The following is a 25,742-nucleotide window of genomic DNA, read 5'->3' on the forward strand; positions in this document are numbered from 1 at the left end:
ACAATATTACTAATTTCTGTCAAAATTACTAATTTTTGAGATATTCGGGAACTAAACACCCACAATTTGTGAAAGGTTATCAATAAAAAAGGGCGCAGCCATCAGGCGCGCCCTTTTGTTCCACCGCAAAATCCGGATTTACTCGAACTGCAATTCGTCCAACAGCCATCCGGCACCGGCGAACTTGTCGATGACGAACAGTACATAACGTACATCGACCGCAATCGTTCGCTGCAATTCGGGTTCGAAAGCCACGTCGCCCGACATCGCCTCCCAGTTGCCGTCAAAGGCCAGACCGATGAGCGATCCCTTGCCATTGAGCACCGGCGATCCCGAGTTGCCGCCCGTGATGTCGCAGTCGGCGAGGAAGCAGGTCGGAAGCTCTCCCGCGGCATTGGCATAACGGCCGAAATCCTTGGCGGCATAGAGTTCCTTGAGCTTCGCAGGCACGGTGAATTCGGTCGGATTGTCAGGATTCTCCTTCTCCATCACGCCCTTGAGCGTCGTATAATAGTTGTAACGGATACCGTCCGCCGGATCGTAGGGCAGTACGCGGCCATAGGTCAGACGAATCGTGAAATTGGCATCCGAAGCCCACGCTTTCTTGGGCTGCATGCGCATCAGGCCCGCGATATAAAGGCGGTGACCATCGGCATATTTCTGCTGCCCGTCGCGCTGAACCTCGCTCAATGCACGCATTTTTTTGGCAACGGACCTGCTGAGCAGCACGGCCGGATCTTTCGCGAAATCCTTGCCGGATGCAGCGGCAGCCAACGCCTGCGTTTCGTCAGCAAGCACCGAATTGTCGTAGAGGTAATCCACATAAGCATCCGTGCTGCCTCCGAACTCCTTGTCGATCACCTCGGCGAACACCGACGGCAGTTCCTTGCAGTTCTCCTTGACGATCTGGAACATGCGCTTGGCGACACGACGGTCCGTCGGCATGTTGTAATCCTTATAGAAACCCTTCAGCGCATTCTCCAGCTCTTCCCCCTTCAGCGAAAGCGCGTAACGCGCCGGAGTGAGGATTTCCACGGCCCGCAGGAACGCCTCCTGCAAATACTGCCGCGACGCGAAAGCAGGAAGGTTCTCCTCCACCGATTCGCGGATCTTGTCCAACGCATCCACATACCCTTCGGTCGGCAGCGTGTTCTTGGCCGCCCACGCCCGGAACGCGGCCTCCTGCTCCTGTTTGCGGCCCTTTACGTCCAAGCGTTTGATGCCGCGCGACATGCCGATCGAATTCTTCCAGTAGTTCGACGACTGGGCGTATTTCGACGCATACTGAATGCGGACCTTGTCGCTGGCGGCCATATCCTCCTTGAGGATCGCCTGCCGCTCGCCGCGGATAAAGATGCGCTGGGGATTCTCCACCTCCAGCATCCGGTCGATCTCGTAGGAGGTCATGTAACGCTGCGTCGAACCCGGGAAACCCATGATCATCGCGAAGTCGGCTTCGTCGTAGCCGTTCAGGGATACCTTCAGAAATTTTTCGGCCTTGTAAGGGCGGTTTTCGGGCGCATAGTCGGCCGGCTTATTATCGGGTCCGGCATAGACCCGAAAGACCGAGAAATCGCCCGTATGACGCGGCCACATCCAATTGTCGGTGTCACCGCCGAACTTGCCGATCGATGTCGGGGGCGTGCCGACCAGACGCACATCCGAAAAGACCTCGATCACGAAGGCGAAGAACTGGTTGCCCCCGAAGAAGGGTTTCACCGAAATTTCCATGCCGGGATTCTCCGTTTCGAAGCGGCTCGTCACGGCCTCCACATGTTCTGCAACCAAACGCGAACGCTCCTCGCCGCCCGCGATGTCGGGCACGGCGCCCAATACGTCGGACGTAACGTCGACGATCTTGCGGATGAAGCGCACCTTGAGCCCCGGAGCGGGAATCTCCTCGGCGCGCGACATGGCCCAGAAGCCGTTTTTCAGGTAGTCGTGCTCCACCGACGACAGAGCCTGAATCGACCCGTAGCCGCAATGGTGGTTGGTGAACAGCAATCCTTCGGGCGAGACGATCTCCCCCGTGCAGCCGCCGCCGAAGATGACGATGGCATCCTTCAACGACGAGTTGTTCATGCTGTAAATCTCCTCGGCCGAGAGTTTGCAGCCGCGGGCCTTCATGTCCTTGGCGTTCATCTTCTGGAGGTAGGGCAGCATCCACATACCCTCGTCCGCTGCGGCCGAAAAGGTGACGCACGCGGCAGCGAGCAGTAAAAAGAGTTTTTTCATGTTTTCTTGTTATTTTTTATTTTCAACTATAATTTATATCATTTTGTTTTTTCTATAAAAAAGAAAAAATTAAAATCCAAAAAGAAGGAAAAATCTATTTGATCGCAATCATATTCCGGATCGAACGTTCGGCGCTGCGGCGCACCTCCTCATCGAGCACGATCTCGGGCGACTCGTTTTCAAGACACGCACAGATGTTCTCCAGCGTCACCATCTTCATATAGCGGCAGTTATTGCAGGCACAGGTCTCGTCGTCGGGAGGCGCCGGGATGAAAGTCTTGCCGGGATAGCGTTTCTTCATCTCGGCCAGAATGCCCGATTCGGTCACGACGATAAACGCCTGTGCATCGCTCTGCCCGCAGTACTCCAGAATCCCCGCCGTGGAACCCACATAATCGGCCGCCTCCAAAATATAGGCGCGGCATTCGGGATGCGCCACGACCTTGGCTTCGGGATGCTCCCGTTTGAGTTTCAGGAGTTTTTCGAGCGAAAACTCCTCATGGACATGGCAGGCGCCGTTCCAGAGCACCATGTTCTGCCGTCCGGTGAGCTTCTGGATATAGGCGCCCAGATTGCGGTCCGGGGCGAAGATCACGGGCTGGTCGGCGGGGATCGACTCCACGACCTTCAGGGCGTTGGACGAGGTGCAGCAGATATCCGTCAGGGCCTTGACGCCGACCGTCGTATTGACATAGGAGACCACCGTGTGGCCGGGGTGCTGTGCCTTGAAGACCGCGAACTCCGCGGCATCGCACGACTCGGCCAGCGAGCATCCCGCCTCTGGGCAGGGAATGAGCACCTTTTTTTCGGGGCAGAGGACCTTGGCGGTCTCGGCCATGAAGTGCACTCCGGCGAAGAGTATGATATCGGCATCGACCGACTGCGCCCTCACCGACAGGGCGAGCGAGTCGCCCAGAAAATCGGCGACGGCCTGCACTTCGGGCGTCGTATAGTAGTGCGCAAGGATCACGGCGTTCTTTTTCCGTTTGAGCTCCCCGATGCGGCGGCTGAGTTCGGCTGAGTTATCGACGTTCATTTTTTATTTTTATTTTTTTAATTAATTTAAATAATAAAGAAGAATAGATATAATAGCTGTTGATACTGTTGACAACTTCGGCTGTTATTTTCCTATCAACACTTTCCCTTTTTTCTTTTTCTTATTTTAATTTATAATCTATTAAAAATCAAAATAATAGAAAATGAATCAACAGTTGTTCAAAACGGTTATCGACATGCTGACACGAATTTGTTCTCAACATTGCGTGCCGTTTTCCCGGCTTGGGGCAGTGCCATAACTTTTGAAAAGAAAATTTGGTTTCGGGGAAAAGCCGTATATAGCCGCATCGTTTCTCAAAAAGCAAATTTTCGGGCCTCTACTTTTCACCATTTTTCCAACGGTTATCGACAGGTTGTTGGGGGAGTTATCAACCGTTTTTCATCACTTTTGAAACCACCTTTTCGGCGATCGCCCGGTAGTTCTCCTCCACGCGGGAATCGATCCCGGCAGCAGGACGACCCTCCTCTCCGCCTTCCATAATCGACTGTACGATCGGTATTTCGCCTAAGAAATCCACGCCGCTCTGCTCGGCGAAAGCCCGGGCTCCGCCGTGTCCGAAGATGTAGTAGCGGTTTTCCGGGAGTTCGGCGGGGGTGAACCACGCCATGTTCTCGATGATACCCGCCACGGGAATGTTGACATTTTCATTGCGGAACATCTCCACACCGCGCACGACGTCGGCCACGGCGATCTGCTGGGGAGTCGAGACGATCACCGCGGCGTCGATCTTCAACTCGCCGATAATCGAAAGATGCACGTCGCCCGTGCCGGGAGGCAGGTCCGCCAGCAGAAAGTCGAGCGTTCCCCACCGGGTCTGGTGGATCATCTGCTTCAGGGCGCTGACGGCCATGGCCCCGCGCCACAGCAGGGCATCGGTGGGTTTGATGAAGAAGCCTATCGACATCAGCCGGATGTCCATCGACTCGGCCGGGACGATGTGGTCCACGCCCTCCTCGGCAATGGCTTCGGGGACATACCCTTCCACGCCGAACATCTTGGGCTGCGAAGGTCCGTAAATGTCGGCATCGAGGATTCCCACGCGGAATCCCATATTCCGCAGAGCGACGGCCAGATTGGCCGTGACGGTGGACTTGCCTACCCCACCCTTGCCCGAGGCCACGGCGATCACCTTGGCGATGCCGCCCGTGGTGGTCTGCAGCTTGGGTTCGGGACGCGGCGCGGCTCCGCCCTCCTTGATGACGACCAGCACTTCGGCGTTCGGAAACGCCTCGCGCAAAAGGGCTTCGGCTTGGTTCTTGATCTTCACCGCGAACGGATCGCGGGCCTTGGCGAAGCGCAGCACGACAGTGACTTTCCCGTTTGCGGCCGCCGTATGTTCGATGAATCCGCTCGTGACGATGTCCTGCCCCGTTTCGGGATGGACGACCGACGCGAGCAGGTGTTTGATCTTTTCTTCCATGGAATAAGAACGCTTTATATAAATACAAAGGTATAAAAAAGGCGGATGGTTTCAAAACCGGATTGTCTGCGGTTCGGCAAACCTTCCGACCGATAAAAGTGTCGTTACGACACGAAAGATAACGCATATTTTGGATAATAAATATAGCAGGTCGCTCTTTTTTATCGAAAAACGATAAATTTTATTTGTTTTTCGTAAAATATCGCTATCTTTGTATCGAAGAAAAATGGAATACAAACAAAAAAATAACGAATTATGAACTTTGTAAAGACTTTTCTGGCCGGGCTCCTTGCGGTTGTCGTGGGGACGTTTCTGGTGTTTTTCCTCTGGATCTTCATTCTGTTGGGCATCGCCGGGTCGATGGACAAGAGCGTTGCCGTGCATCCCGAGTCGATCCTGAAGATCGACTTTTCGGAGGTGTTGACCGACGCCCCCTCGTCCGATCCGCTGGCCGGCATCGACCTGATGACGCTCCAGACCACGCGGCAGTTGTCGCTGTTCAAAGCCCTCCGGGCCATCGAGGCCGCCGGGGCCGATGACCGTATCAAGGGCATCTACCTGCGCATGAACGGCGAAGGCGGTGTCACGGGATCGGCGTTGCTGGAGGAGCTGCGCGAAGCGCTGCTCGAGTTCAAGCAGAGCGGCAAGTTCATCATCGCCTACAACGAAACCTACTCTCAGGGACAGTATTACCTCGCTTCGGTCGCCGACAAGATCTACCTGCAGCCCGAGGGCGGCATGGACTGGTCGGGGCTCGCTTCGAACGTGATGTTCTACAAGGGATTGCTGGATAAGCTCGACCTCCGGGCCGAGGTGTTCCGCCCCACCGCCTGCAAATACAAAAGCGCCGTCGAGCCCTTTATCCTCGACAAAATGTCGTCCGCAAACCGCGAACAGATGCAGGCGCTGGTGAACTCGATGTGGGGAACCATTTCGGGTGCCGTCTGCGAGTCCCGCGGCATCGATTCGGTGAAGATGCGGCGCATTACCGACAACCTGCAGGTGACGCTTCCCGAGGAAGCCCTCGAGTATGGATTCGTCGACAGTCTGGTCTACGAGGACCAGATGGAGGATGTCTTCGCCGAACTCGGGGTTTCCGACGACTATGCCTTCATTACGCTGGGCGATTACGCTTCGCAGGTCGGCGCCGATCTGAAAAATATTTCCGCCGACCAAGTGGCCATCGTCTATGCCGACGGCCAGATCGTCGACGGCGAGGGCTACGGCAAGGAGATTTACGGCAACACGCTGGCCGCGAAGATCGCCGGTGTGCGCGAAGACGAGAAGGTCAAGGCCGTGGTGCTGCGCGTCAACTCCCCCGGCGGCAGTGCACTAGCTTCGGACGTCATTTGGCGGGAGGTCGAACTGCTCCGGGCCGAGAAACCCGTTATCGTATCGATGGGCTCCTATGCCGCCAGCGGCGGTTACTACATCTCCTGCCCGGCGGACGTGATCGTGGCCGACAAACTGACCCTCACGGGCTCCATCGGGGTCTTCGGCATGATCCTCGATACCCGCGAGGCGCTGAAGAACAAGCTCGGCATTACGATCGACGGAGTGAAGAGCAACGCCTCGTCGAGCTTCCTCGCCACGGAACCCCTCACCCCCATCCAGCGGTCGATGATCATGCGCGGCGTGGACAAGGTCTACACCACCTTTACGAACGACGTGGCCGAGGGCCGCAACCTGCCCATCGAGAAGGTCCTCGACATCGCCGGCGGACGGGTCTGGTCGGGCGTGGATGCACTGGGCATCGGTCTGATCGACACCTACGGCGGCCTGAAGACGGCCATTGCGCTGGCGGTGGACAAGGCCGGTCTGGGCGACAACTACCGTGTGACGGAGGTGACCGAAACCCCTTCGGGCTTCGCGGCCTTCATCGCTTCGCTCAACGTGAGCGTCCGCGAGGCCTTCACCCGCTCGGAGCTGGGGCTGATGATGAAAGAGTACAACACCGTCCGCGAAGCCTTCCGCCAGCAGGGTGTGCTGATGTACTCGCCCTACAAGATCGAGATGCGGTAGACTGTAGACGTTCCAACGAAAAGGGGCTCTCTTGTCAAAAGAGAGCCCTTTTTCTGTGCTATACCTTTTCGATCTCATTTGTCAGAACGGGTTATTGGGTTCAGCAAAGTCGTAGAACGTACCGTAATCGCCCCGCCGCGGAGCACCGGGCATGTCGGGACGAAAATCGGGACATTCTTCGACCCGTGCTTTCAGCTTATGGTAGATTGCCTTCACCTCGTCGCTGCACACTGCAATATCAATCGGATGCTCTTCCATAAAGTCCTCTTTGGTATTGTAGAAGCGACCGTCCCAATAGTATTTGTATTCGGCGGTACGGGCAGCCCGCGAAGCATACGGCGCCGGCGCTGTCGGCCAAAGCGGATTGTAGTGCATCAGCGAAATCTCTTTCTCCAAGGGTTTCTGTCCCGCGATCTCGGGATAGAGGCTCACGCCGTCGAGTTTCCACTCCGCGGGAACCCCGATCCGCATGGCGTCGGCAAACGTGGGGAAGAAATCCGTAAAGTCGGCCAGCCGTTCGCTCGCGCGCGGCGCGATGCGGTCGCCCCAGCAGACGATCAGCGGAACCGAAGTTCCCACGCCCCGCGGATCGCCTTTACCGCCGCGGCGCAGCGTTCCGTCGGCCATCTGTGAAACGATACGCGTCGAGGTGCCGTTATCCGACGTGAAGATAAAGATCGTATTGTCCCACTGCCCGTTCTCCTTGAGCCGCTGCACCATGCGTCCGACCTTCTTGTCCAGATAGGCTACCATGTCGCGGAAATTGGAGGTGTCCTTCCCGAAGCGCCCGAGGAAATCCAGATCCCAGCTCTCAGAATCGGGGGTCGGCGTATGGGGCGTATGCACGAGGGGCGTGGAATAATAGAGTAAGAAAGGTTTTTCGGATTCTTTCTGCCGGTCGAGGAACTCGAATGCCGCACCTTCGAACCCGTCGGGGCCGTAGGTCGAATATTCGTAATGACCGTGGTTGTCCATCATGCAGTTGGCGTAACGGTCGGTGCCGGTCGGACCGTTGAACTCCTTGTACACTTCGAGCTGGAAAAGGCACCACTCGTCCCATCCCAGACGCGTGGGCATCTCGCGGTCACGACCGAGCTGCCACTTGCCGAACATACCGGTCGTATAGCCGGCCTGCCGGGCCAGTTGGGCGAAGGTGGGTTCATCGTCGTTCATATAGCCGAAGCAGACGTAGTTGCGGTCGTTGTACTGACCGGTCATCAGTTGCACGCGCGAGGGAGAGCTCAGCGGCTGGGCGTGCATATTGCGGAAGAAAAGGCCGTTGCGGGCCAGCGAATCGATCGTGTGCGTGTCGTAGGAGACGCCGCCCATGCAGCCGAAACATTCGGCGCCGATGTCGTCAGCCAGAAAAAGCACGATGTTGGGACGTTCGGAAGATTCAATCCCCGGATGCTGCTCGCCGCAGCCGACGGCCGCAAGCGATAACGCCGATAGACCGGTTAAACGAAGTGTGGCATTAGTAGTCGTCATATTCTTATGTTGAATGTCGTTATTTTTTGAAATCACGGATGTAACGGATCGTGAGATAATGTCCTGCCTGAGGCATATTGCCGTGTTTGAAACCGTCGAACTCCCGGAGTTGTACGTTCGGATGCTTTGTAACCTGCATCATACGCCAAAAATAAGCAATTTCTTCATACCGTCCCTTTAATTCCAGTTCACGATCTCCCGAAAGCAGCAGGATCGGCGGACAGTCCGCTCGGACATGATTCAGGGGTGCCATATCGTCTACTATGACCTGCGTTTTGGGAATCCCCAGTTCTTTGCGGCGTGCGAAATGGGTAACCACCTGTCCGCTATAGGGAATCAATGCTGCGAAAGCCGTATCCGGATCGATTCCGTAAGGGGCCATCCAACGTTTGTCGAGCCCGATCATCAAGGTAAGATAACCCCCGGCGGAATGGCCTGCAATGAAGATCTGAGAGGGGTCTCCACCGTAAGAGGCAATATGTTTGATAGTCCATGCCGCCGCCGCTGAGGCGTCATCCAAGCAATCGGCTACTTTTACATGCGGCGTCAGGCGATAATCCACCCCGACAACGGCGAATCCCTTGTCACGCAAAGTATTCGGAATATCGCGTTTGCCGCCAGTAAGGCTGCCGCCGTGAAACCAAACTATGGTCGGAAAGCCTTTCTTGTCGATCGGATAGTAGAGATCGAGCCTACATAGCGAATCGATATAGGCATCGCCTGCCGCATCCCGGTAGGCGATATTTTCGACCGTTCTGTATGATGCCGTTTCCTGGGCAGGGATTTCCGGTCCATACAGGACCAGCGCAAAAAAGAGCAGTATGGTTCTTTTCATGATTATAATAGAATAAGATATGGATTACTGTTTTTCATCGATCCGTCCAAAATGGAATACCGATGATGGCGTATGGGCCGAGCGCATGATTTCGGCTATCTGGGAAACGATTTCCGGATGTTCGTCCGCAATATCATGATCTTCATGAAAATCAGAGGCAAGATCGAACAATTCTATTTTCGCTTCGGAATTATCCATCACTTGTAAGCGGATGCCTTTCCAGTCGCCCATACGAACCGCTGTTTTGCCGCCGTCCTCGTGAAATTCCCAATAGAGATACGCGTGTTCCTTTTGTCCGTCTCGCTTCAGCAAGGTGGGCAGCATCGAGATTCCGTCGGTTGCGACCGGAAGCCGGGTTGCGGTCATCTCCGCAAAGGTGGGCAGCACATCCCAGAAGGTCGAGATATGGTCCGACCGACTGCCGGCGGGAATCAGTCCGGGACACGAGGCGATCATCGGGACACGCACTCCGCCCTCGTACAGATCGCGTTTGTATCCTCGGAGCGAACCGTTGCTCGCAAAGAAATCGGGATCGCCGCCGCCTTCTCGATGCGGTCCGTTGTCACTGGTAAAGACTATGATTGTTTGTTCCCTGATTCCGAGACTATCGACCAATGCCATAACCTCCCCGACATAGTTGTCAAGGCGCGAAACCGTGGCAGCGAAAGCGGCATGCGGCTCAGGTTGCGAACAATAGCCTACCCTGCTTTTCTTTTCGGGCGTATAGTCTCCCGCCTTTTTACCCCGCGAATAAGGTGTTTCTTCGAACTGTCCGCGATATTTTTCCATCAGTTCATCTTCCGGAGGCAATAACTCTGCGTGCGGCAGGATATAAGGTAAGAATGCAAAGAATTTTCGGTCACTATTATTTCGGATGAAGTCGAGTGCCTCTCGATGAATGATGTCCGGCGCATACTGGGTCCGATTGACAAGGTTGTTTCCCATAAGCCAGACCGTGTCGCGGTTGTGCCAGAGATACTCTTGGTAATATTTGTGCGCAAGTGCCTGACAGTTGTAGCCGAAGAATTCGTCGAACCCCTGAAGCGTTGGATCTCCTTCCGATCCGGGTGATCCGAGTCCCCATTTCCCGAAGGCTCCGGTTACATAACCTGCCTGCTGGAACATCCGTCCGAGCGTGTAGGTGCCCTTCGGAAGCGGCGCTTGACCCTCGCTATTATCGCCGCGCCCTACTCCGCCCCTGTTGGCACGAATGGGAGTATGTCCCGTATGTAATCCGGTCATCAGTACCGAACGGGATGGGGCGCTAACCGAACTGCCGGCATAGTGGCGGGTAAAAAGCATGCCTTCGGAGGCCAGACGGTCGATGTTCGGGGTCTCTATTTTCGTTTGTCCGTAGCAGCCGAGGTCGCCGTAGCCGAGGTCGTCGGCAAGGATGTAGATGACATTAAGCTCCTCGGCCGGAATTTGCCGGGAAGAGCAGCCGGAGGCTATTGCTCCCAGCGCCAATACGGCAAGAACGTTGTTTCTTTTTTGGGTCATGAGTAGAATTTTTGGGTTTCAGATTCGTGCTTGATGCGTTGAGTCTAAATTTGCTGCCGTACTTCGTCAGAGCTGATCGCAGCCGATCGTGATTGTTTCGAATTTTGCGTCCCGGAAATTCCGGATACGGTGAAAAGTCAGAAAATTCGCGTCGTGTTGGCGGTTGGGCAGTCCGCGGCTTTCGGAAAAAGCCGTGCGGCTGACAGCAATGATGTCATCGCCGTCGAAAATCCAATCGACATACTGGAATCCGTGAAAAAAACAATTATTGCTGGAAATCACCTCTTTTTCGACTGTCCAGTTCCGCAGGTCCGGCGAAGAACACAGTACGAGCCGCGATCGCAGGAAAAGCGGATTGATCCGATCATGGTACCATCCGGAGTGAACTTGCCGGCGATCTTCGTCATAACAAGGATTGACAAGAGTCCAATATTTTCGGCTTTGCTTGTCGTAATGGATGGTGAATTTTTTTCCTCCGCCCGGCATATCGATAAAATCCGTGGCAGGATCGAAAGTGATCGTGTATTCGTCAGCGACATGGATTAAGGCTGCCGCGTCGCTCCAATTCGATTCATCGATGCGGGTTACAATCGTCAGCCCGCCTTCCGGATCGGGGACGATACATCCTTCCTGCCATTGGTTGAAACTGCGTTGTGTGTCGTGCGTAATTCCTGAACCTGCGAACCAAGAGTTTGGACCGCCTCCGAGGACGTTGGTCAACGTCCAGTTCTCTTTACGCATGGGATCGGCATCTTGTGCGATGGAGAGAACGGCAATGCCCATTTTTCCCGTTTCGGGTGAAGTGCCCATGGCATGCCAGATACGTTCCCGATATTCGACGTAGGGTGTCGGGGCTCCGTGATAATCTCCTTCGAAAAGCGTTGTAAGGGCAGACCACGAACGCCCCCTGTCTTCGGACTTGCGGATGACGATATTACCGCGTTTGGCTGCGGAAACACCTACTTCGTAGAGTGTACGACGGTCGGAAGGACGTGTGAAACACTTGCAGAAGTTCATATAGTCCGGATTCGAAATCCTTTCCCATGTACGGCCCTTGTCCGTCGACCGGAAATAGGTGTTGCCTTTGGGGTTCGGACCGGAACTGCCTGCGAAATAGCTGCCGTCATCGAGAATCATGATGCTCGGATTGCTGATGTTGCGTTTGCGAAGTTCCGTGGCGCGGGCGATAATGGTTCCCGGGGGATCGGGAACTCCTATTACGGAAAATTTCTTTCCGAACACCAAAGTCGCGGCAACCCCTCCCGACGGGATCTCCACCCATTCCCCGGGTGTGTCGTAGAGGAGGGAATATAACTGATAATGAAACTTCCCTGTCTGAAATCTCGTCTTTTCGGCCGTCCACCCTGTTCCGGGATCGGTTCCCATTACCAGGGCGATCTGCAAGGTCGTCGGATAGTCTGCGCGAACCCTTTCTACTCCCCGGTATTCCCGGAGCGATGTGGCATAGAGCCTTCCTGTTCCGAGTACGGTTGTGTTTTGTGCGGAAAACGTGAATTCATCGTTTTGAGGATATACCATTTCACCCTCCTGTACTTTTCGGATGTCGATCATTGAACCTTCGACGTATAGCACGGCTTCCGGATTGTAGACCGGGTTGTCGGGCGCCTGTTCGTCGGATTCCGGCGAACAGGCGCTCAGTAGCACGATCGGAAGTATAAAAGCGTTGCGTTTCATTTATTCCGTGCGGGGAATTACGAAAACAGCCTTTATCGGATAGTGGTCCGAGATATAGGGCGCTCCGTAGTTTTGCGTCAATGTTTTGAATCGGTAGGCCAGGCAGTTCGAGAAGAAAATATGATCCAATTTTCGGGTTGCGGTATCCTTATAGCCGTTGAAAGTTGCCCGGTCATCGGTGATCGTAGCCAGTTTGCGGGCGTCGTGCATCACCTTGAATAACGGGGAGAAAATGGTTTCGTCGGTATCGGAATTGAAATCGGCGGTCAGGAATATCGGATGGGCCTCCGGATTGATCTTCTTGACCTTATCGGCGATCAGCAGCAACGATTGCTTGCGGGCCATTTCGCCCGAATTATCGAGGTGCGTGTTGAAGAAATAGAAGTTGCGGCCTGAGGATTTGTGTTTGAAATATCCCCATGTACAGGAGCGGTTGTAATTGGCGTCCCAACCTTTCGATGGTACGTCGGGTGTCGTCGAAAGCCAGAAAGTTCCTTTGTCGAGCAGTTCGACCTCCGATGTCCTGTAGAAAATGGCCATGCACTCCTCGGCGGCATAGGAATCGGTTTCGGGCGGGCATTCTCCCGTGTCGCGTCCCAGACCGTACCAAGCGTAGTCCGGACAGTTTTTTGCCAGATAGGTAATCTGGTGCGGCTGTGCTTCCTGCAATCCCAGCAGAGTCGGCTGTTCGGATTCGATCATGGCCACGGCTGCTGCCTTGCGGTTTTCCCAGACGTTGTCTCCGTCAACGGGATTGTCAACACGGATATTGAATGAAACGACACTGACGTTCGTCGATTTTTGGGGTTTGTCGTCATCGTCTGAACAAGCCTCTGTAAACAGCAGAGGGCAGCAGAGGAGCATTTTTATATAAAGATTTGCTTTCATGGTGTTGAAAATTATGTTTTGCATATCGGTTATGTGAATGTACTCCGGACGGAAAATTTTTTCCGCCCGGAGTACATTCTATTCGCTGAAAATTTCGTTCAGCAATTTCGCCAAGCGGTATGAAGCCCGTAGCATTTGTTCTTCGGCCAGCGGATAAGCCTTGTTGATGAAGGGCCTTCCGAGGGCGTCGCCCTCTTTTGCCCAATCGTAGATGCCGCGGCATCGTTCGGCATTTTCGCGAACCCAGCCGGTCGGTGTTCCGGCTGCCATTTCATTCATTCGGTCTTCCGAAAAACGATCCAGTTGTTCCTGATATTCGCGATAGGTCCACAGATGGTTGTTGTCGAGCATTGCGTCCCATATCGAATGGTAACTCCGGGATCGTCCGTTGAGCGTTACCGGAAAGGAACGGGCTATCTCCGGGTAAACGATGTGCACCGGACAATGGATGTCGGCGATCAGATGGACAATGAATTTGATGTCGAGAGCCACCGTATCCTTCGGATGGGCAAAGCGGTTTTCGAGACGGTCGATCGACTTCATAATGGCGTTCATGGCATCGAGTTCCGGACGTTTCGACAGCGGGAGGGGTTCGTTGTCGGCATCTACCATTATCGTATGTTTATAGGGGATATGTTCGTGCTGCTGATCCATCCAAGCTGCGTAATAGACGATCGATCGACCATCGAGATACTTTTCGATGGCTGTTTTCGCCGAAGAGGTGAGATGTCGTTCGGCAATATAGGCGATCGCTTCGTGTCCCGTACGGTTCCATGCGCAGGCCGACTGGACGGTATAGTATGCGATGCATACAAGAAGAAATAATTTCGTTTTCATCCGCGTCAGAGTGTGTAAGGTTCTGTCAATCGAATAAGTCGTTCAGTATGCGTGCGAGGCGATACCCCGCTTTCAGTATTTGCCGCTCTGCCAACGGCTGTACGTTCAGCATGAAATCGTGCGACTGTGCCTTTGTAAGGTTGTCGCCGGATTTGATCCAGTCGTAAATCACGCGGCAGGTGCGGGCATTGTCATCGGCCCATTCGCGGGGTGTTCCGGCGGCAAGCGCCTTACGCTCCGTTTTGGAGCAGCGGTCGAGTTGGTAGCGGTAATCCTCATATCCCCAGGTGTGGATGATATCCGGGACGGCATCCCAAAAACTGTGTAACTGGTATTCCCTGCCATAAATTTTGAACAGGAACTTTTCATACCACGGATACCTGATATGCACCGGACAGTGCATATCCCCCACCAGATGCACGAGATAACGAATGGCCGTGCAGACCGTGGAGTCGTTCTGATGGCGGTAGTCACGAAGCGATGCCGCAGCCTCTTCGATAGCCAGTACGGCATCCTCTCCGGGGCTCGGGATGTATTTGGCTTCGGCATCTGTGGCGAAACCGTGCCATTTCGAAGTGCTTCGGTAGGGTTTTGTGAAACGCACCTGATCCATCCATGAGGCATAGTAGACTATTGATCGCCCGTCGAGGTATTTCTCGATATTCTTTTTCGCACGTGAAGTGAGGTTGCATTCGGCAATATAGGCGATGGCATCGTGGCCGGTTTTACCCCAGCCGAAAGCCGGTTGAAAAGCACTGCATACGATGCATGCGAGTAAAATCAATTTTATTTTCATAGTCGTATTATTGTCTGTGTACTTAATTATTTTTCCCGAGCGAGCTCAGCCGCAGCCTTGTCTGCAATGATGAAGGGGGAATCCGTTCTGAATGGTGCGACGGGCAGTCCTGACGAGTCTTTCAGGTTTCCTATGCCGCCGTTACTGAACATATAACGCACGGCAGTCGGTCTGCGAACGGTATCGTTCCAGACAATCAGCGAACCGTTTTTTTTGTCGATGATGGCCCGTGCCGGATGGAAAACACCGGAAGCATCGCATATTTCGAGAGCTTCGGCAGCTTCGCCGTCGCTGTGGATGCCGCCTTCGGCGTCGTTGAATTCGATTACGGCTTTCTGGCCCTTGATCTTCATCGAAGCGAAACTCGCATGCCGGTATTTTCTCTGGGGTTTGCCATAAGTCTCGGCTAATGCCCAATTCGCCAGACGGCGCCCCACTTCCTGTTTTCGGCGCGGATGGATGCTGTTGACATTGTCGACCAGATCGGAGACTACAACCATGCCCGTTTTTTCTTTTAGGACTGCGACCCGCGCTTGTTGTTCACGGATAACTGCGGCGCTGCCCGGATTTTTGTATTTGGCATAAGGGGCGATCTGTACGAAATAGAAAGGCAGTTCGCGTCCGAATCCGGAACGCCACGAATCGATCAGCAGCGAAAATGCGTCGGCATAACTCGTGTGTCCCATATTGGCTTCTCCCTGATACCAGATGACTCCGGCCAACGGAAAACCGGTGATGGGATGGATCATGGCGTTGTACATCGATCCCGGCGAATAGCGGTATGTACCTTTGCTTTTGCGGTGCTTGGACCAGCATTTTTTGAGTTCGGGCTTTTTCTCCAATTCCGTTTTCGGAATCCACGGTTCGATCGGCGAACCTCCCCACGAGGTGTTGATCAGTCCGACGGGCTGGTTCAGCTTCTCGGCGACGGCCTTCCCGAAGAAATATCCTACGGCACTGAACCACAGCGCGCTTTTGGCATCGCATACCTGCCACTCTCCTTCGCAGTCCTCTTGGTACCACGGGGAACTGTTGCGCGTGACCGTAAAGAGCCGGATTGAAGGATTCATGGGCTTTTCGAGTTCTTCCTGCATATCGGTAATACCTTTGGCTGCGCTGTAATTCATGTTGGACTGGCCGCCGCACAACCATACCTGACCTATGAGTATGTCTTTGACGACGGTGGTGCGGTGTCGGGTCTCGATGGTCAGCGTATGCGCCTTGTCGCTTGCCGGAGGAGTCGGGATGCTTGCCAGCCATTTGGTATCGCCGGTTGATTTGGTCCGGATGGTGTCCTGCGACCACGAAGGAATAATCCGAATCTCGTTGTCCGGTTCGGCCCACCCCCAGATCCGGGCGTTCGTATTTTCCTGCAATACCATATGGTCGCCGATGACCGACGGCAGCCGCAGGATCGGCTGTGCTGCCGCCCCTCCGCATATGAGGAGCAGCAGCAGTGCCGATACGAATATTTTCGATGTTCGATTCATGGTTATTCCGTTACCGTGATCTCGAATCGTTTGACAACTTCTTCGTTGCCGGCGAGCGTGGGTACGGTGATCACGAAGACGACGTTGTAGACGCCGGGGGTCGAGAAGACATGCTCGTAGCCTTCGCCCGTTGCGGAGATTGTTACGCCCGTGTCTGACGATATGATCTGTGCGGCGGGCCGGTAGATGGCACGGGTAATGCAGTAGGCATCCTTGTCGCCCGACGGCGCGTTGTCTTCCGTCATGCGGATGACTTTCGTGCCGGACGTAGACTGTCCCATTTTGCATGGGTTTTTGGTGCTCCATGTATTGGGCGTTACCAGCGTCATGGCGCTTTGATTCTCGCTGTTGAAACCGAGGATGCGCGAAGGTGCGCTGTCGCCGGGATAGGCTCCCGATACCTCGCAGTAGTAGAGGTCCCACATGGTCCGGTTGTTGGGCCTGCCGCTTCCTTTTTCATCCACGAAGTTCGGATCGGGCGTGTGTACATGGTAGAAGAAGGCGAAGTAGACCGGTGTGTCGTAATCCTTGAACCACGAGGTAATGTCCACTGTTCCCGAGTCGTAGGGGTTTCCGGAGAGGTTGGCTTCGGCTTCGCCGGGGTTCTTATCCGACGATCCCGAGATATAGGGCGGCAGAGTGAACAGTTCGCTGACATCGGTCCATGTGGCGGCTTTTACCGCTGCGTCGTCGTAGATTCCGCTGAAGTCGGTCGAATATCTGACCGAACCGCAGTTGCGCTGGCAGCCGTTGATGTAGAGCGAACCGAAATTGAGAAATACCGATGCTTCGAACGTGCCGCCGATGTCGGATTTGGAGTAATCGTGGCCTTCTTCTCCCGACCAGAATACAATGTCGTCGGCTTTTCCCGAGAAGTCGAATTGCAGTGTCTCGCCTGTCTTGACGGTCTGGCTTGCAGGGGTTACGTCGAACTGCTCCTGCTGTTTGAATCCGTCGAGAGCCAGTTCGACGCTTTTCGTATAGTGACGGTTCGAGCGGAATTCCACATCGCCCGGCAGTGTTACCGTATTGACCGAATTGTCGATGGCGGTTACTTCCAGTGTAATGTCGCCGGCGGGATGGCTGCCGGGAAGTACGACGAAATAAAAACTGCCGTCCTTTTTTGTCAGTTGGGCCGTCTCGTCGAAGGTCAGGTTCGCCGATCTGCCACCCTCTTTGACGGTGACGGGAAGGATGAAATAGCCTGTTTCGACGGGAGCCGTGAGATCGATTTCTGCCTGCGGGGCGACCAGGTCGGTCGATGACGAACTCATGCGGATACTCCGGATAGGTACGCTGCTCATGGACGAAGCGGCGTTCAGGCGGAGTTTCAGTTCGACGATGGCGAAGACATTGTGGAACTCGAAATTGACACCGGATGCGGGGTCCTTGACCGTTGCCGGAACGGCTTTCATGAACCCCAGATTGGCTGGGTTTTCCATACTGCCTGCCGCACTTTGGTATTGTTCTGCGGGAAGCGAAAGAGCGACGGCCGCGGGCGAAGTCCCGGCATCCTCGTCATAAGGATAATAGGCATAGTAGGTGTTGTCCCGGGCAGGGTTCTGGAACGCTTGTCCCGGATTCAGATAACGGAAAATGCAGGCTTCGCCCTTTTCGCTGATTTCCTGAACCTCGTAAGGATAATTGTCTCCCAGATTCCGGGATTCGGCCGATCCGTAGATACCGACCAAATCGCCGGCATCCCACGCCACGGTCAGGGTCTCGTCCTCTTTTCCGATGACGGTGCGGGTTTGAGTAATCTTTCCGCTCGAGAAACGGACGTAACCGTCCGCTACGGACTGTGTGCCGTCGGCAACATCCGTCTGACATGCCGCCGATACTGCGGCAGCCAATAACATGCATATTTTGATTGTCTGTTTCATGGCTGTAACGGTTTTAGTCGTTCCATTCCCCGCCGGAGGGCGGTACGATGGAACCGGTGTCTTCTTCCACGACTTTGAGCTTGATGCTTCGGACGGTCTCTTTGCGGCCGTATACGCTTGCGTTGATGCCTACGAATGTCACCGTATAGTCGCCCGGTTCGCTGAACGTATGTTGATAGGAGGCGGGCATCGGGTCGGAGTTCGCTTTGATGGGCGTCGACATGTCGGGGCCCATGTTGACGCTGGCCTGTTTGTAGAAGGGTCCTCCCACGAACCAGGCTTTCTTTTCGGTTTTGACGTTAGCACAGCGTCCCAGCAGGCGAGAAGTATTGACATCGGGTTTCGAGTTCTTCGAGTCGCTGTAGCTATCTTCGTCGGTGACGGCCTGCCAGTTGCAGTCTGCGAAACGGTAGATAGTCTCTTTCCCGACAGGTGTTATGCCGGAAATGAGGAAACTCTGGATATTGACATATGAACGGGTCCAACTGCCCGGCATCGACGGATCGACATGGTAGTAGTAACTCAGGTAGAGGGGTGTTTCGCCGTCGACGAAGAATTCGGTGATGTCGACCTCTCCGGCGGGAATGTGTACGCTCGCCTGAGGAGTAGTCGGCTGTTTGAACAGATGCGAAATGTCGTGCCATGTGGCAGCCTCGATGTCTGCCTGCGTGTAGATGCCGCCCGGATCCGAGCATTGCAGGTCGTTGGAGTAACGAAGCGGCATGTAGCCCGGATTCGTTCCGTTTGACAGAATGGTACTGTATGAGATGGCGATTGCGGTTTCGACCACACGGTCGTCGAAACGCTGTGCATAATCGTTGCCGACCTCGCCCGAATAGAAGGCGATCATGTCGCTTTGTCCCGAAAGGAAGAAATCGACGGGCGCTCCAGCCTTGACCACCGTCGAGGCGACGGTGACTCCCAGTTCCGGAGTTTCGACCTCGCCCCGCTCGCAACCGGCGAACAACAGCGCCGTGAGCAGCAGTATCGTTGTGTTTTTCATCGTTTGACTTTTTTAAGTTTAGAATCCGGTATTCTGTACCAGTTTTCGATTGACACCCAGTTCATACGAAGGAATCGGCCATACCACGTCGCGGCGCGATACATTGCCGTAGTAGATGCGCCCCATGACGTAATAGTTGGAGGTGTAGGTGGGTGGAATCATGGCTTTGACGGCCACCATTCTGTCGTAAAGTTCGCCCCAGCGCACTAGGTCGTCTTTGCGCAGCGCTTCGAAACCCAGTTCGCGCGCACGTTCGTCCTTGATGTTTTCGAGGAGCTGTTGTTTGTTCTCCTGTTCGAGGTCCACCGTGGCGTCGGCGACCAGCGGGTCTTTTCCGAAACCGCGGCGGCGCACCATGTTGACGTATTCGTAAGCCTGCTTCAATTCCTGCGCCGATGAATCGGGATCGGCCGCCACGGCTTCGGCCCACATCAGCAGTACGTCGGAATAGCGCAGTACCGGGAAATTGATCGGGGTATACTGGTTATCCTTCGGATCGGAGAGTTCGTATTCCCGACGGAACTTGCCGCAACAACGCCGCCAGTAGTTGGTGCCGCAGTCGTGTTTGTAGTCGAGGGGTATTCCCTTGTCGTTTTCGGAGTTCTGGTAATAGAACGGAGCGATGGTCCAGTCGCGGCGCAGGTCGCCCTCTTCGTAGAGCGTGTAGAAATAACTCGAAGCCCGCAATGCGCCGTTACTCGGCCCGATATTCGTCAATGCCGTGTAGGCCTGAATACCGTTGATACGGCCGATCTGCCCGGCGGTTGCTGTGTAGGTCGACTGGTTGTTGCCCCAGAATTCGATCTCGAAAATGGTTTCGCGGATGTCATACTTGTCTTGGATCATGTTGATGAAAACCTCTTCGAACGAAGGATTCAACCGATGGAAATCCAACTCGATCACCTTGCCTGCATACTCCTTGGCCTTGGCGTACATACTTGTTTCTTCGAGAGGCTGTCCCGCCATATAGAGCGCTGTGCGGGCTAGGATGCCGTAGGCTGCCGATTTGCTCAGATGGCCTCCGCCCGAGAGCGTTTCGGCATCGGGCAGTCCGGCGACGGAAGCCTCCATTTCGGAAATAATCATCCGGTATGTGTCACGCGGAGCGCTTTGGGCAATCTGTACGCTCTCTTTGTACCCATCTTTCGGAGATTGGAGCATGACGGGAATATTCTGGAAGCGGTTGACCAGCATAAAGTGGAAATAAGCACGCAGGAAACGTGCTTCGGACTCGATCCGGGCCCGGACGGTTTCGTCAATGGCCGGTCGGTCGATGCTTTCCAGCAGTTTATTCGCCCGGTTGATGCCGGCATAGCACAGGCGCCAATAGGTGAGTACCATCGCGTCGTTGGTCGACACGTCGTAGAATCCCACGCTGGACGAATCGTAATCATAAGTTTCGTAACCGATGTCGGCGCTTAGGCCGAGCCGGGCGGGAATGTTCATGCCGTAAAGGCCGTTGTCAGCCAAGGTCATGTAGACGCCTCGCAGCGCGGCTTCCAGTTCTTCCTGCGTATTGTAGAATTTGTCGGGCGTGATAAAGTCCTGCGGTTCGGTGTCGAGCAGTGTGCAGGCGGGAAGCGTCAACGCTGAAAAAGCGATCAGAATATATCGTTTTATCGTTTTCATAGATACTCGCTGATTAGAAAGTTAATTTGATGCCGCCCGTGAATATTCGATTGCGGGCATAGGCCGAATAGTCGAATCCGGGCGTCAGGGCCGAATTGCGGGTCGAAACCTCGGGATCGAGCCCCGAATATTTCGTCCAGGTCCAAAGATTCTGTCCCGACACGAATATTTCGAGACGTGACAGATGCAGTTTGTTCGTCCAGGTCTTCGGCAGCGTGTAGCTCAGTTGAAGGGTCTTCAGACGCAGGAACGAACCGTCTTCGATCGTCCGTGAGGTGTAGATGCCTGAAGGACCTTGTCCGCCTATACGGAAGTTACGGCTTTCTTGATTCTCGGGCGACCAGCGGTCGACGTAGGAACGGTATTGGTTGATGTTTTTGTTGAGCGCATTGCCTTCGAACATGATGCGGTTGGCGTTCATCACGTCGTTGCCGTAGCTCCATTGGAAAAAGATATTCAGGCTCAGGCCTTTCCATGAAAAATTGTTGTTGAATCCTCCCGTATGGATCGGTTCGCCCCGGCCGATTACGACCATATCCTTGGCGTTGACCACGCCGTCGCCGTTTTGGTCGACATATTTCACATCTCCGGGCATGATCTTGTCGCGTTCGTCGCCGTTGGTCGGCACACTTTTTTTAAGCGAGAAGCTGCCGTCAGAATTGAACGCGAAGTCTTCGTAACCGTATACGCCGTCCCATTCATATCCGTAGAACTGCGCCATCGGATCGCCGATACGGGCGATGTAGAGGTAGGAATTGTTATAGTCGTTGGTGAAGCTGACCTTCGAGAGCAGGAACTCCTCACCTTCGGAAAGCGCCATGACGCGGCTGCGGTTGAAGCTGATGTTGAAATCGGAGGTCCAGGTGAAGTAACGGGCCTTGACGTTCACAGTGCTGAGTGATAGTTCGATACCGTCGTTGCGGACCGCTCCGATATTTTTGAATACGGTCGTGTATCCCGAACTGTATGGAAGGTTGGAGTTCAACAGCAGATCTTTCGTATTTTTACGGTAGATGTCGAAAGTGAGGTTGATCCGGTTTTTCAAAAACGCTAGGTCGAGACCGATGTTATACTGTGTCGTGCTCTCCCACGTCAGGTCGCGGTTGCCCAGTGACGAAGGGATGTAGCCTTCGAGCGGTGTGCCGTTGTCGAACGAATAATAGTCGCCGAGCGTGATCGAGGGATAGGCCGAGAAGTTGCCGATTCGGTTGTTGCCCGTTACGCCGACGCTGGCGCGCAGTTTCGCATCGTCGAGCCATTCGGCATTGCGCAGCCACGGTTCTTCGCCGAAGCGCCAGGCGAAAGCACCCGAGGGGAAGTAACCCCAGCGGTGTCCCGGCATGAATTTCGAAGAACCGTCGGCGCGGAACGAAGCCGTGAACATATAACGCGAACGGTAGTTGTAATTCACACGCATCAGCATCGACATCAAGGTGTTGTCCGAAAGCGTGGCGGTCGTGTTGTAAGGCAGGCCGTCGTCCATGCCGCTCAGTCCGAGCCCCTCGTTGGGGATGTGAGTCGTTTCGAATCCGTAGGTCTGGGAGGTGGTTCCCTGCATCGTGAAACCGATCATTGCGTCGAAGTTGTGACGATCGTTGTATTTACGCTTGTAAGTCAACAGGTTTTCGTTCATCCAGTCGTTGCGGGTATAGTCTGAAATAGAAGCGTTGACACCTTTGCTGTTGCTTGGACGCGGATAACCCTTGAAGGATTCGGAGTTGTTGAACTCCGTGGTCAGCGAATTGTAGTTCGTATATCCGCCCCGGATGGTAAGAGTCAGCGCCTTGGCCAGTTTGAAGTCCAGTTTGGCATTGGCCATCATCGTTGTGCGTTTGGCATGGCGGTTTTCGTTGATCGTCGAGATGTAGGGATTCATTACGCCCGTAGCAGCCGAATCGTCGTCGAACATATCGGCGATGTTCTGGTTTTTGAGCAGAAGGGGCCGATAGGCCCAGGTGCGGTACATGAGGTATGTGGCATAGGAGTTGGTCGTCGACAGCGCTGCGGAAGAGGTCTGCCCGCTTACTTTGTCCTGCGTGTAATTGACGCTTGCATTGAAGCTGACGTATTTGCTCAGTTTTTGGTCCAGCGTGATTCGCCCCTGATATTTCTTATATCCCGAATTGCGGATGACTCCGTCCTGATCGTTCAGTGATGCGGAGACGGAATATTTGGTCGACTTGTTGCCGCCGCGTACCGAGAGGTTGTGCATGTGGACGAAGGCCGTACGGAATATTTTATCCTGCCAGTCGATGCCTTTCATGTTACGATAGTCCTCCAACGTGCGGTTCTCGTTGGCGAGGTAGGTTCCTTCGCTGGACGGGTCCCGTTCGATCTGATAAGTTACGAACTCGTAGGGGCTCATCATGTCGATCTTTTTGGTGACGCTCTGCACGCCGAATGTGCCTGAGTAGGTAATCGTAGGACGTCCGACTTTGCCTTTTTTCGTCTCGATGATGATGACGCCGTTGGCGCCGCGCGAGCCGTAGATAGCTGTTGCGGAGGCGTCTTTGAGAACAGTCAGCGACGCAATGTCATCAGGGTTGAGCGCGGCGTTGGAGAAGTTCTCGATCGGAAATCCGTCTATCACATAGAGCGGGGAGTTGTCCTGCGTGAGCGAGTTCGCTCCGCGGATGACAATGTTGAAGTCCGTACCCGGCTGGCCGTCGGACGAGGTGACGTTGACACCCGCCACGCGGCCCTGCAATGCCTGGTCGAAAGAGCTTACCGGGGCCTTGACCATGTCGTCTACCTTGACGATGCCTACCGATCCGCTGACATCGCGTTTGAGCTGCGATCCGTAGCCGACTTCGACGACGACGGCGTCGATTTGCTTGGTGTCTTCCGCCAAGGTGATGTCGATGCGGGTCTGCGCTTCGACTTTGACGGTCTGGGGCGTATATCCCAACAGCGAGAATTCGAGTATGTCGTTCTTGCCGGCGCGGATCGTATATTTACCGTTTTTGTCGGTTACGGTTCCGCGAGTGGTCTTCTGCACGAGAACGGTCACACCCACGAGGGGCTGTTTGTTTGCATCGACGACCGTACCCGAGACAGTCGGTGAAGCGGCGGCCTGCGCATGGATGTTTTCCGGTAAAAGCAGGCAGACTGCCAGCCATAAGGCGCCGAAAAACGCTGTTTGTAAAATTCTGTTCATTTGTGTAGTGGTTTAGGAGATTTGCGTTATCGGTAGACGGGCCCGTAGTTGCTGCAGGCGCGGTAGTCGGAGCCTTCGGGATCGGAGCCGAAGGCGGCCCAGGCCGAAGGACGGAAGATCTTGTCTTCGTCGACGTTGTGCATGCAGACCGGGATGCGGAGCATTGCGGCGAGCGTGATGAGGTCGGCCCCGACATGGCCGTAGGTGATGGCTCCGTGGTTGGCGCCCCAGTTGTTCATCACGTTGTAGACGCTCCTGAAGGCGCCCTTGCCCGTCAGCCGGGGGGCGAAATAGGTCGTGGGCCACGAGGGGTCGGTGCGTTTGTCGATGTGCTCGAAGATCGCACGGTCGACGTTCACGGCCCATCCTTCGGCGATCTGCAGCACCGGACCCTGTCCTTTTATCAGGTTCAGGCGGCACATCGTGACCGGCATGTCGCCGCGCGTGAAGAACTTCGACGAGAAACCGCCGCCGCGCATGTATTCGCGTCCGGCCGGGTGCCATGTGGTCGCTTCGAGACACCGCTCGGCATCCTGCTCGGTGATCTCCCAGAAGGGTTTCATCACGGGTTCGCCAGCGGCGTCGGACATCGCGCCCGAAGCGTCCAGTGCGCTGCTTCCCGAGTTGATGAGGTGGATGATGCCGTTGGCGGCCTTGCCCGTCAGCTTTTTGCCCGTGGCGCGTTCCACGGCCTCGGGACTCCAATAGGAGCGCACGTCGGAGAAGAGCTGCGCTTGGTTGGTCAGCAGGTGCATGAAGAGCATCGAGACGCCGTTGAGCGTGTCGTTTTCGGTGGCGAAGGTGAAGGCCTCGCGGATGCCGTTCCAGTCGAACGACGTGTTGAGGATAGCCTCCGAGAAGTCGCCGTCGGGCCGGAAGTCGGTCCACTGGCGCTGTCCTTGGAATCCGCCCGCGATGGCGTTGTGGCCCATGGCCTCCTCCTCGAAGCCCATTTGGGTAAGGACGGGGTTGCCGATCATCAGGTCGCGGAAGATGATGGTCATCTTGACGACGTATTCCCACACCTCGTCTTTCTTCTTGCGCGAATAGCGGAGATGTTCGGGGTTCAGGTCCTCGCCTTCGTGTGTTTTACAGTACTTCTCGGTCCATGCCATCGCCCGTTTGAACTCCTCTTGGTCGAAGATGCCGAGTTCGATGCGGCGCGCGATCTCGGAGCAGTCGACATACTCGTTGCGCATGCCGAGATACTCTTGGAAAAAATCGGGATCGGGCATCGAACCGGCGATGCCCATCGATACCGAACCGATGGAGAGGTAGGATTTACCCTTCATCTGCATGACGGCAACGGCGGCGCGGCCGAAGCGCAGCAGTTTCTCCTCCACGTCGGGGGTGATGCTGTTGTCGTCCTGTTCCTGCACCTCCGAGCCGTAGATGCCGAATGCGGGCAGTCCCTTCTGGTTGTGTCCGGCCAGTGCCGAGGCGAGGTAGACGGCGCCCGGGCGCTGGGTCTTGTTGAACCCCCAGATGGCCTTGGGCATCAGCGGGTCCATGTCGATGGTCTCGGAGCCGTAGCACCAGCAGGGTGTCACCGAGAGGACGGCCCCGACGTTGTTGGCGGCGAATTTCGCCGTGGCCATGGCGGCCTCTTTCACGCCGCCGATGGTGCGGTCGGCGATGACGCACTCGACGGGAGTGCCGTCGGCATAGCGCAGTTTGTCGGCATAGAGCTTCGCGACGCTTTGGGCCATGCCCATCGTCATCTCTTCGAGGGATTCGCGGATACCGCCGCGGCGGCCGTCGATGATCGGACGGATACCGATTTTAGGATGGTTTGTCATAGGTCGGA

The 25,742-nt window shown here is 55.1% G+C and carries 17 protein-coding genes; 1 reads left to right on the forward strand and 16 read right to left on the reverse strand.

Features of this window, described 5'->3' with window-relative positions:
• Nucleotides 1-138: 138 nt before the first annotated feature.
• The 3 genes from BN5935_RS04775 to BN5935_RS04785 all read right to left on the reverse strand — a co-directional run bounded on the left by BN5935_RS04775 (nucleotide 139) and on the right by BN5935_RS04785 (nucleotide 4,712).
• Nucleotides 139-2,235 carry a S46 family peptidase gene (locus tag BN5935_RS04775; RefSeq protein WP_064975107.1) on the reverse strand — a complete coding sequence of 699 codons (2,097 nt, stop codon included), beginning with the start codon at nucleotides 2,233-2,235 and terminating at the stop codon, nucleotides 139-141.
• Between the two features lie 94 nt (nucleotides 2,236-2,329).
• Nucleotides 2,330-3,271: a quinolinate synthase NadA gene (nadA, locus tag BN5935_RS04780; RefSeq protein ID WP_064975108.1), complete on the reverse strand. Its 942-nt coding sequence runs from the start codon at nucleotides 3,269-3,271 to the stop codon at nucleotides 2,330-2,332.
• Nucleotides 3,272-3,659: 388 nt separating this feature from the next.
• The gene (locus BN5935_RS04785; RefSeq protein WP_064975109.1) at nucleotides 3,660-4,712 is read right to left on the reverse strand and encodes an Mrp/NBP35 family ATP-binding protein; all 1,053 of its coding nucleotides are present in this window, start codon (nucleotides 4,710-4,712) and stop codon (nucleotides 3,660-3,662) included.
• Nucleotides 4,713-4,967: 255 nt separating this feature from the next.
• Here BN5935_RS04785 and sppA point away from each other — a divergent pair, with 255 nt between their 5' ends.
• Nucleotides 4,968-6,734, forward strand: coding sequence for a signal peptide peptidase SppA (sppA, locus tag BN5935_RS04790; RefSeq protein WP_064975110.1), 1,767 nt, complete (start codon nucleotides 4,968-4,970; stop codon nucleotides 6,732-6,734).
• Nucleotides 6,735-6,815: 81 nt separating this feature from the next.
• Here the strand turns inward: sppA and BN5935_RS04795 are convergent, their stop codons facing one another.
• The 13 genes from BN5935_RS04795 to BN5935_RS04855 form a co-directional block, all read right to left on the reverse strand.
• Nucleotides 6,816-8,222 (reverse strand): sulfatase family protein, encoded by a 1,407-nt coding sequence (locus BN5935_RS04795; protein WP_064975111.1) that lies wholly within the window; start codon nucleotides 8,220-8,222, stop codon nucleotides 6,816-6,818.
• 19 nt (nucleotides 8,223-8,241) lie between these two features.
• Nucleotides 8,242-9,057 carry an alpha/beta hydrolase gene (locus BN5935_RS04800; protein WP_064975112.1) on the reverse strand — a complete coding sequence of 272 codons (816 nt, stop codon included), beginning with the start codon at nucleotides 9,055-9,057 and terminating at the stop codon, nucleotides 8,242-8,244.
• A gap of 24 nt (nucleotides 9,058-9,081) precedes the next feature.
• Nucleotides 9,082-10,557: an arylsulfatase gene (locus tag BN5935_RS04805; RefSeq protein WP_064975113.1), complete on the reverse strand. Its 1,476-nt coding sequence runs from the start codon at nucleotides 10,555-10,557 to the stop codon at nucleotides 9,082-9,084.
• Nucleotides 10,558-10,623: 66 nt separating this feature from the next.
• Nucleotides 10,624-12,252 carry a sialidase family protein gene (locus BN5935_RS04810; RefSeq protein WP_064975114.1) on the reverse strand — a complete coding sequence of 543 codons (1,629 nt, stop codon included), beginning with the start codon at nucleotides 12,250-12,252 and terminating at the stop codon, nucleotides 10,624-10,626.
• Complete coding sequence (locus BN5935_RS04815) at nucleotides 12,253-13,140, reverse strand: endonuclease/exonuclease/phosphatase family protein (protein ID WP_064976839.1); 888 nt, start codon at nucleotides 13,138-13,140, stop codon at nucleotides 12,253-12,255.
• Nucleotides 13,141-13,218: 78 nt separating this feature from the next.
• A complete protein-coding gene (locus BN5935_RS04820; RefSeq protein ID WP_064975115.1) occupies nucleotides 13,219-13,977 on the reverse strand; it encodes a S1/P1 nuclease in 759 nt (252 codons plus the stop codon).
• Nucleotides 13,978-14,002: 25 nt separating this feature from the next.
• On the reverse strand, nucleotides 14,003-14,773 hold the full coding sequence (locus tag BN5935_RS04825) for a S1/P1 nuclease (protein WP_064975116.1): 771 nt from the start codon (nucleotides 14,771-14,773) through the stop codon (nucleotides 14,003-14,005).
• 26 nt (nucleotides 14,774-14,799) lie between these two features.
• Nucleotides 14,800-16,263: a sialate O-acetylesterase gene (locus BN5935_RS04830; protein WP_162272057.1), complete on the reverse strand. Its 1,464-nt coding sequence runs from the start codon at nucleotides 16,261-16,263 to the stop codon at nucleotides 14,800-14,802.
• 2 nt (nucleotides 16,264-16,265) lie between these two features.
• On the reverse strand, nucleotides 16,266-18,146 hold the full coding sequence (locus BN5935_RS04835; protein WP_082944031.1) for a DUF5017 domain-containing protein: 1,881 nt from the start codon (nucleotides 18,144-18,146) through the stop codon (nucleotides 16,266-16,268).
• 13 nt (nucleotides 18,147-18,159) lie between these two features.
• On the reverse strand, nucleotides 18,160-19,149 hold the full coding sequence (locus BN5935_RS04840) for a DUF5017 domain-containing protein (protein WP_064975118.1): 990 nt from the start codon (nucleotides 19,147-19,149) through the stop codon (nucleotides 18,160-18,162).
• Nucleotides 19,150-19,167: 18 nt separating this feature from the next.
• On the reverse strand, nucleotides 19,168-20,778 hold the full coding sequence (locus tag BN5935_RS04845) for a RagB/SusD family nutrient uptake outer membrane protein (protein WP_064975119.1): 1,611 nt from the start codon (nucleotides 20,776-20,778) through the stop codon (nucleotides 19,168-19,170).
• A gap of 13 nt (nucleotides 20,779-20,791) precedes the next feature.
• Nucleotides 20,792-23,935: a SusC/RagA family TonB-linked outer membrane protein gene (locus BN5935_RS04850; protein ID WP_064975120.1), complete on the reverse strand. Its 3,144-nt coding sequence runs from the start codon at nucleotides 23,933-23,935 to the stop codon at nucleotides 20,792-20,794.
• 26 nt (nucleotides 23,936-23,961) lie between these two features.
• On the reverse strand, nucleotides 23,962-25,734 hold the full coding sequence (locus tag BN5935_RS04855; protein ID WP_064975121.1) for an L-fucose isomerase: 1,773 nt from the start codon (nucleotides 25,732-25,734) through the stop codon (nucleotides 23,962-23,964).
• Between the last annotated feature and the right edge of the window lie 8 nt (nucleotides 25,735-25,742).

The sequence above is a fragment of the Alistipes provencensis genome (assembly GCF_900083545.1).
GTDB classification, from domain to species: domain Bacteria; phylum Bacteroidota; class Bacteroidia; order Bacteroidales; family Rikenellaceae; genus Alistipes; species Alistipes provencensis.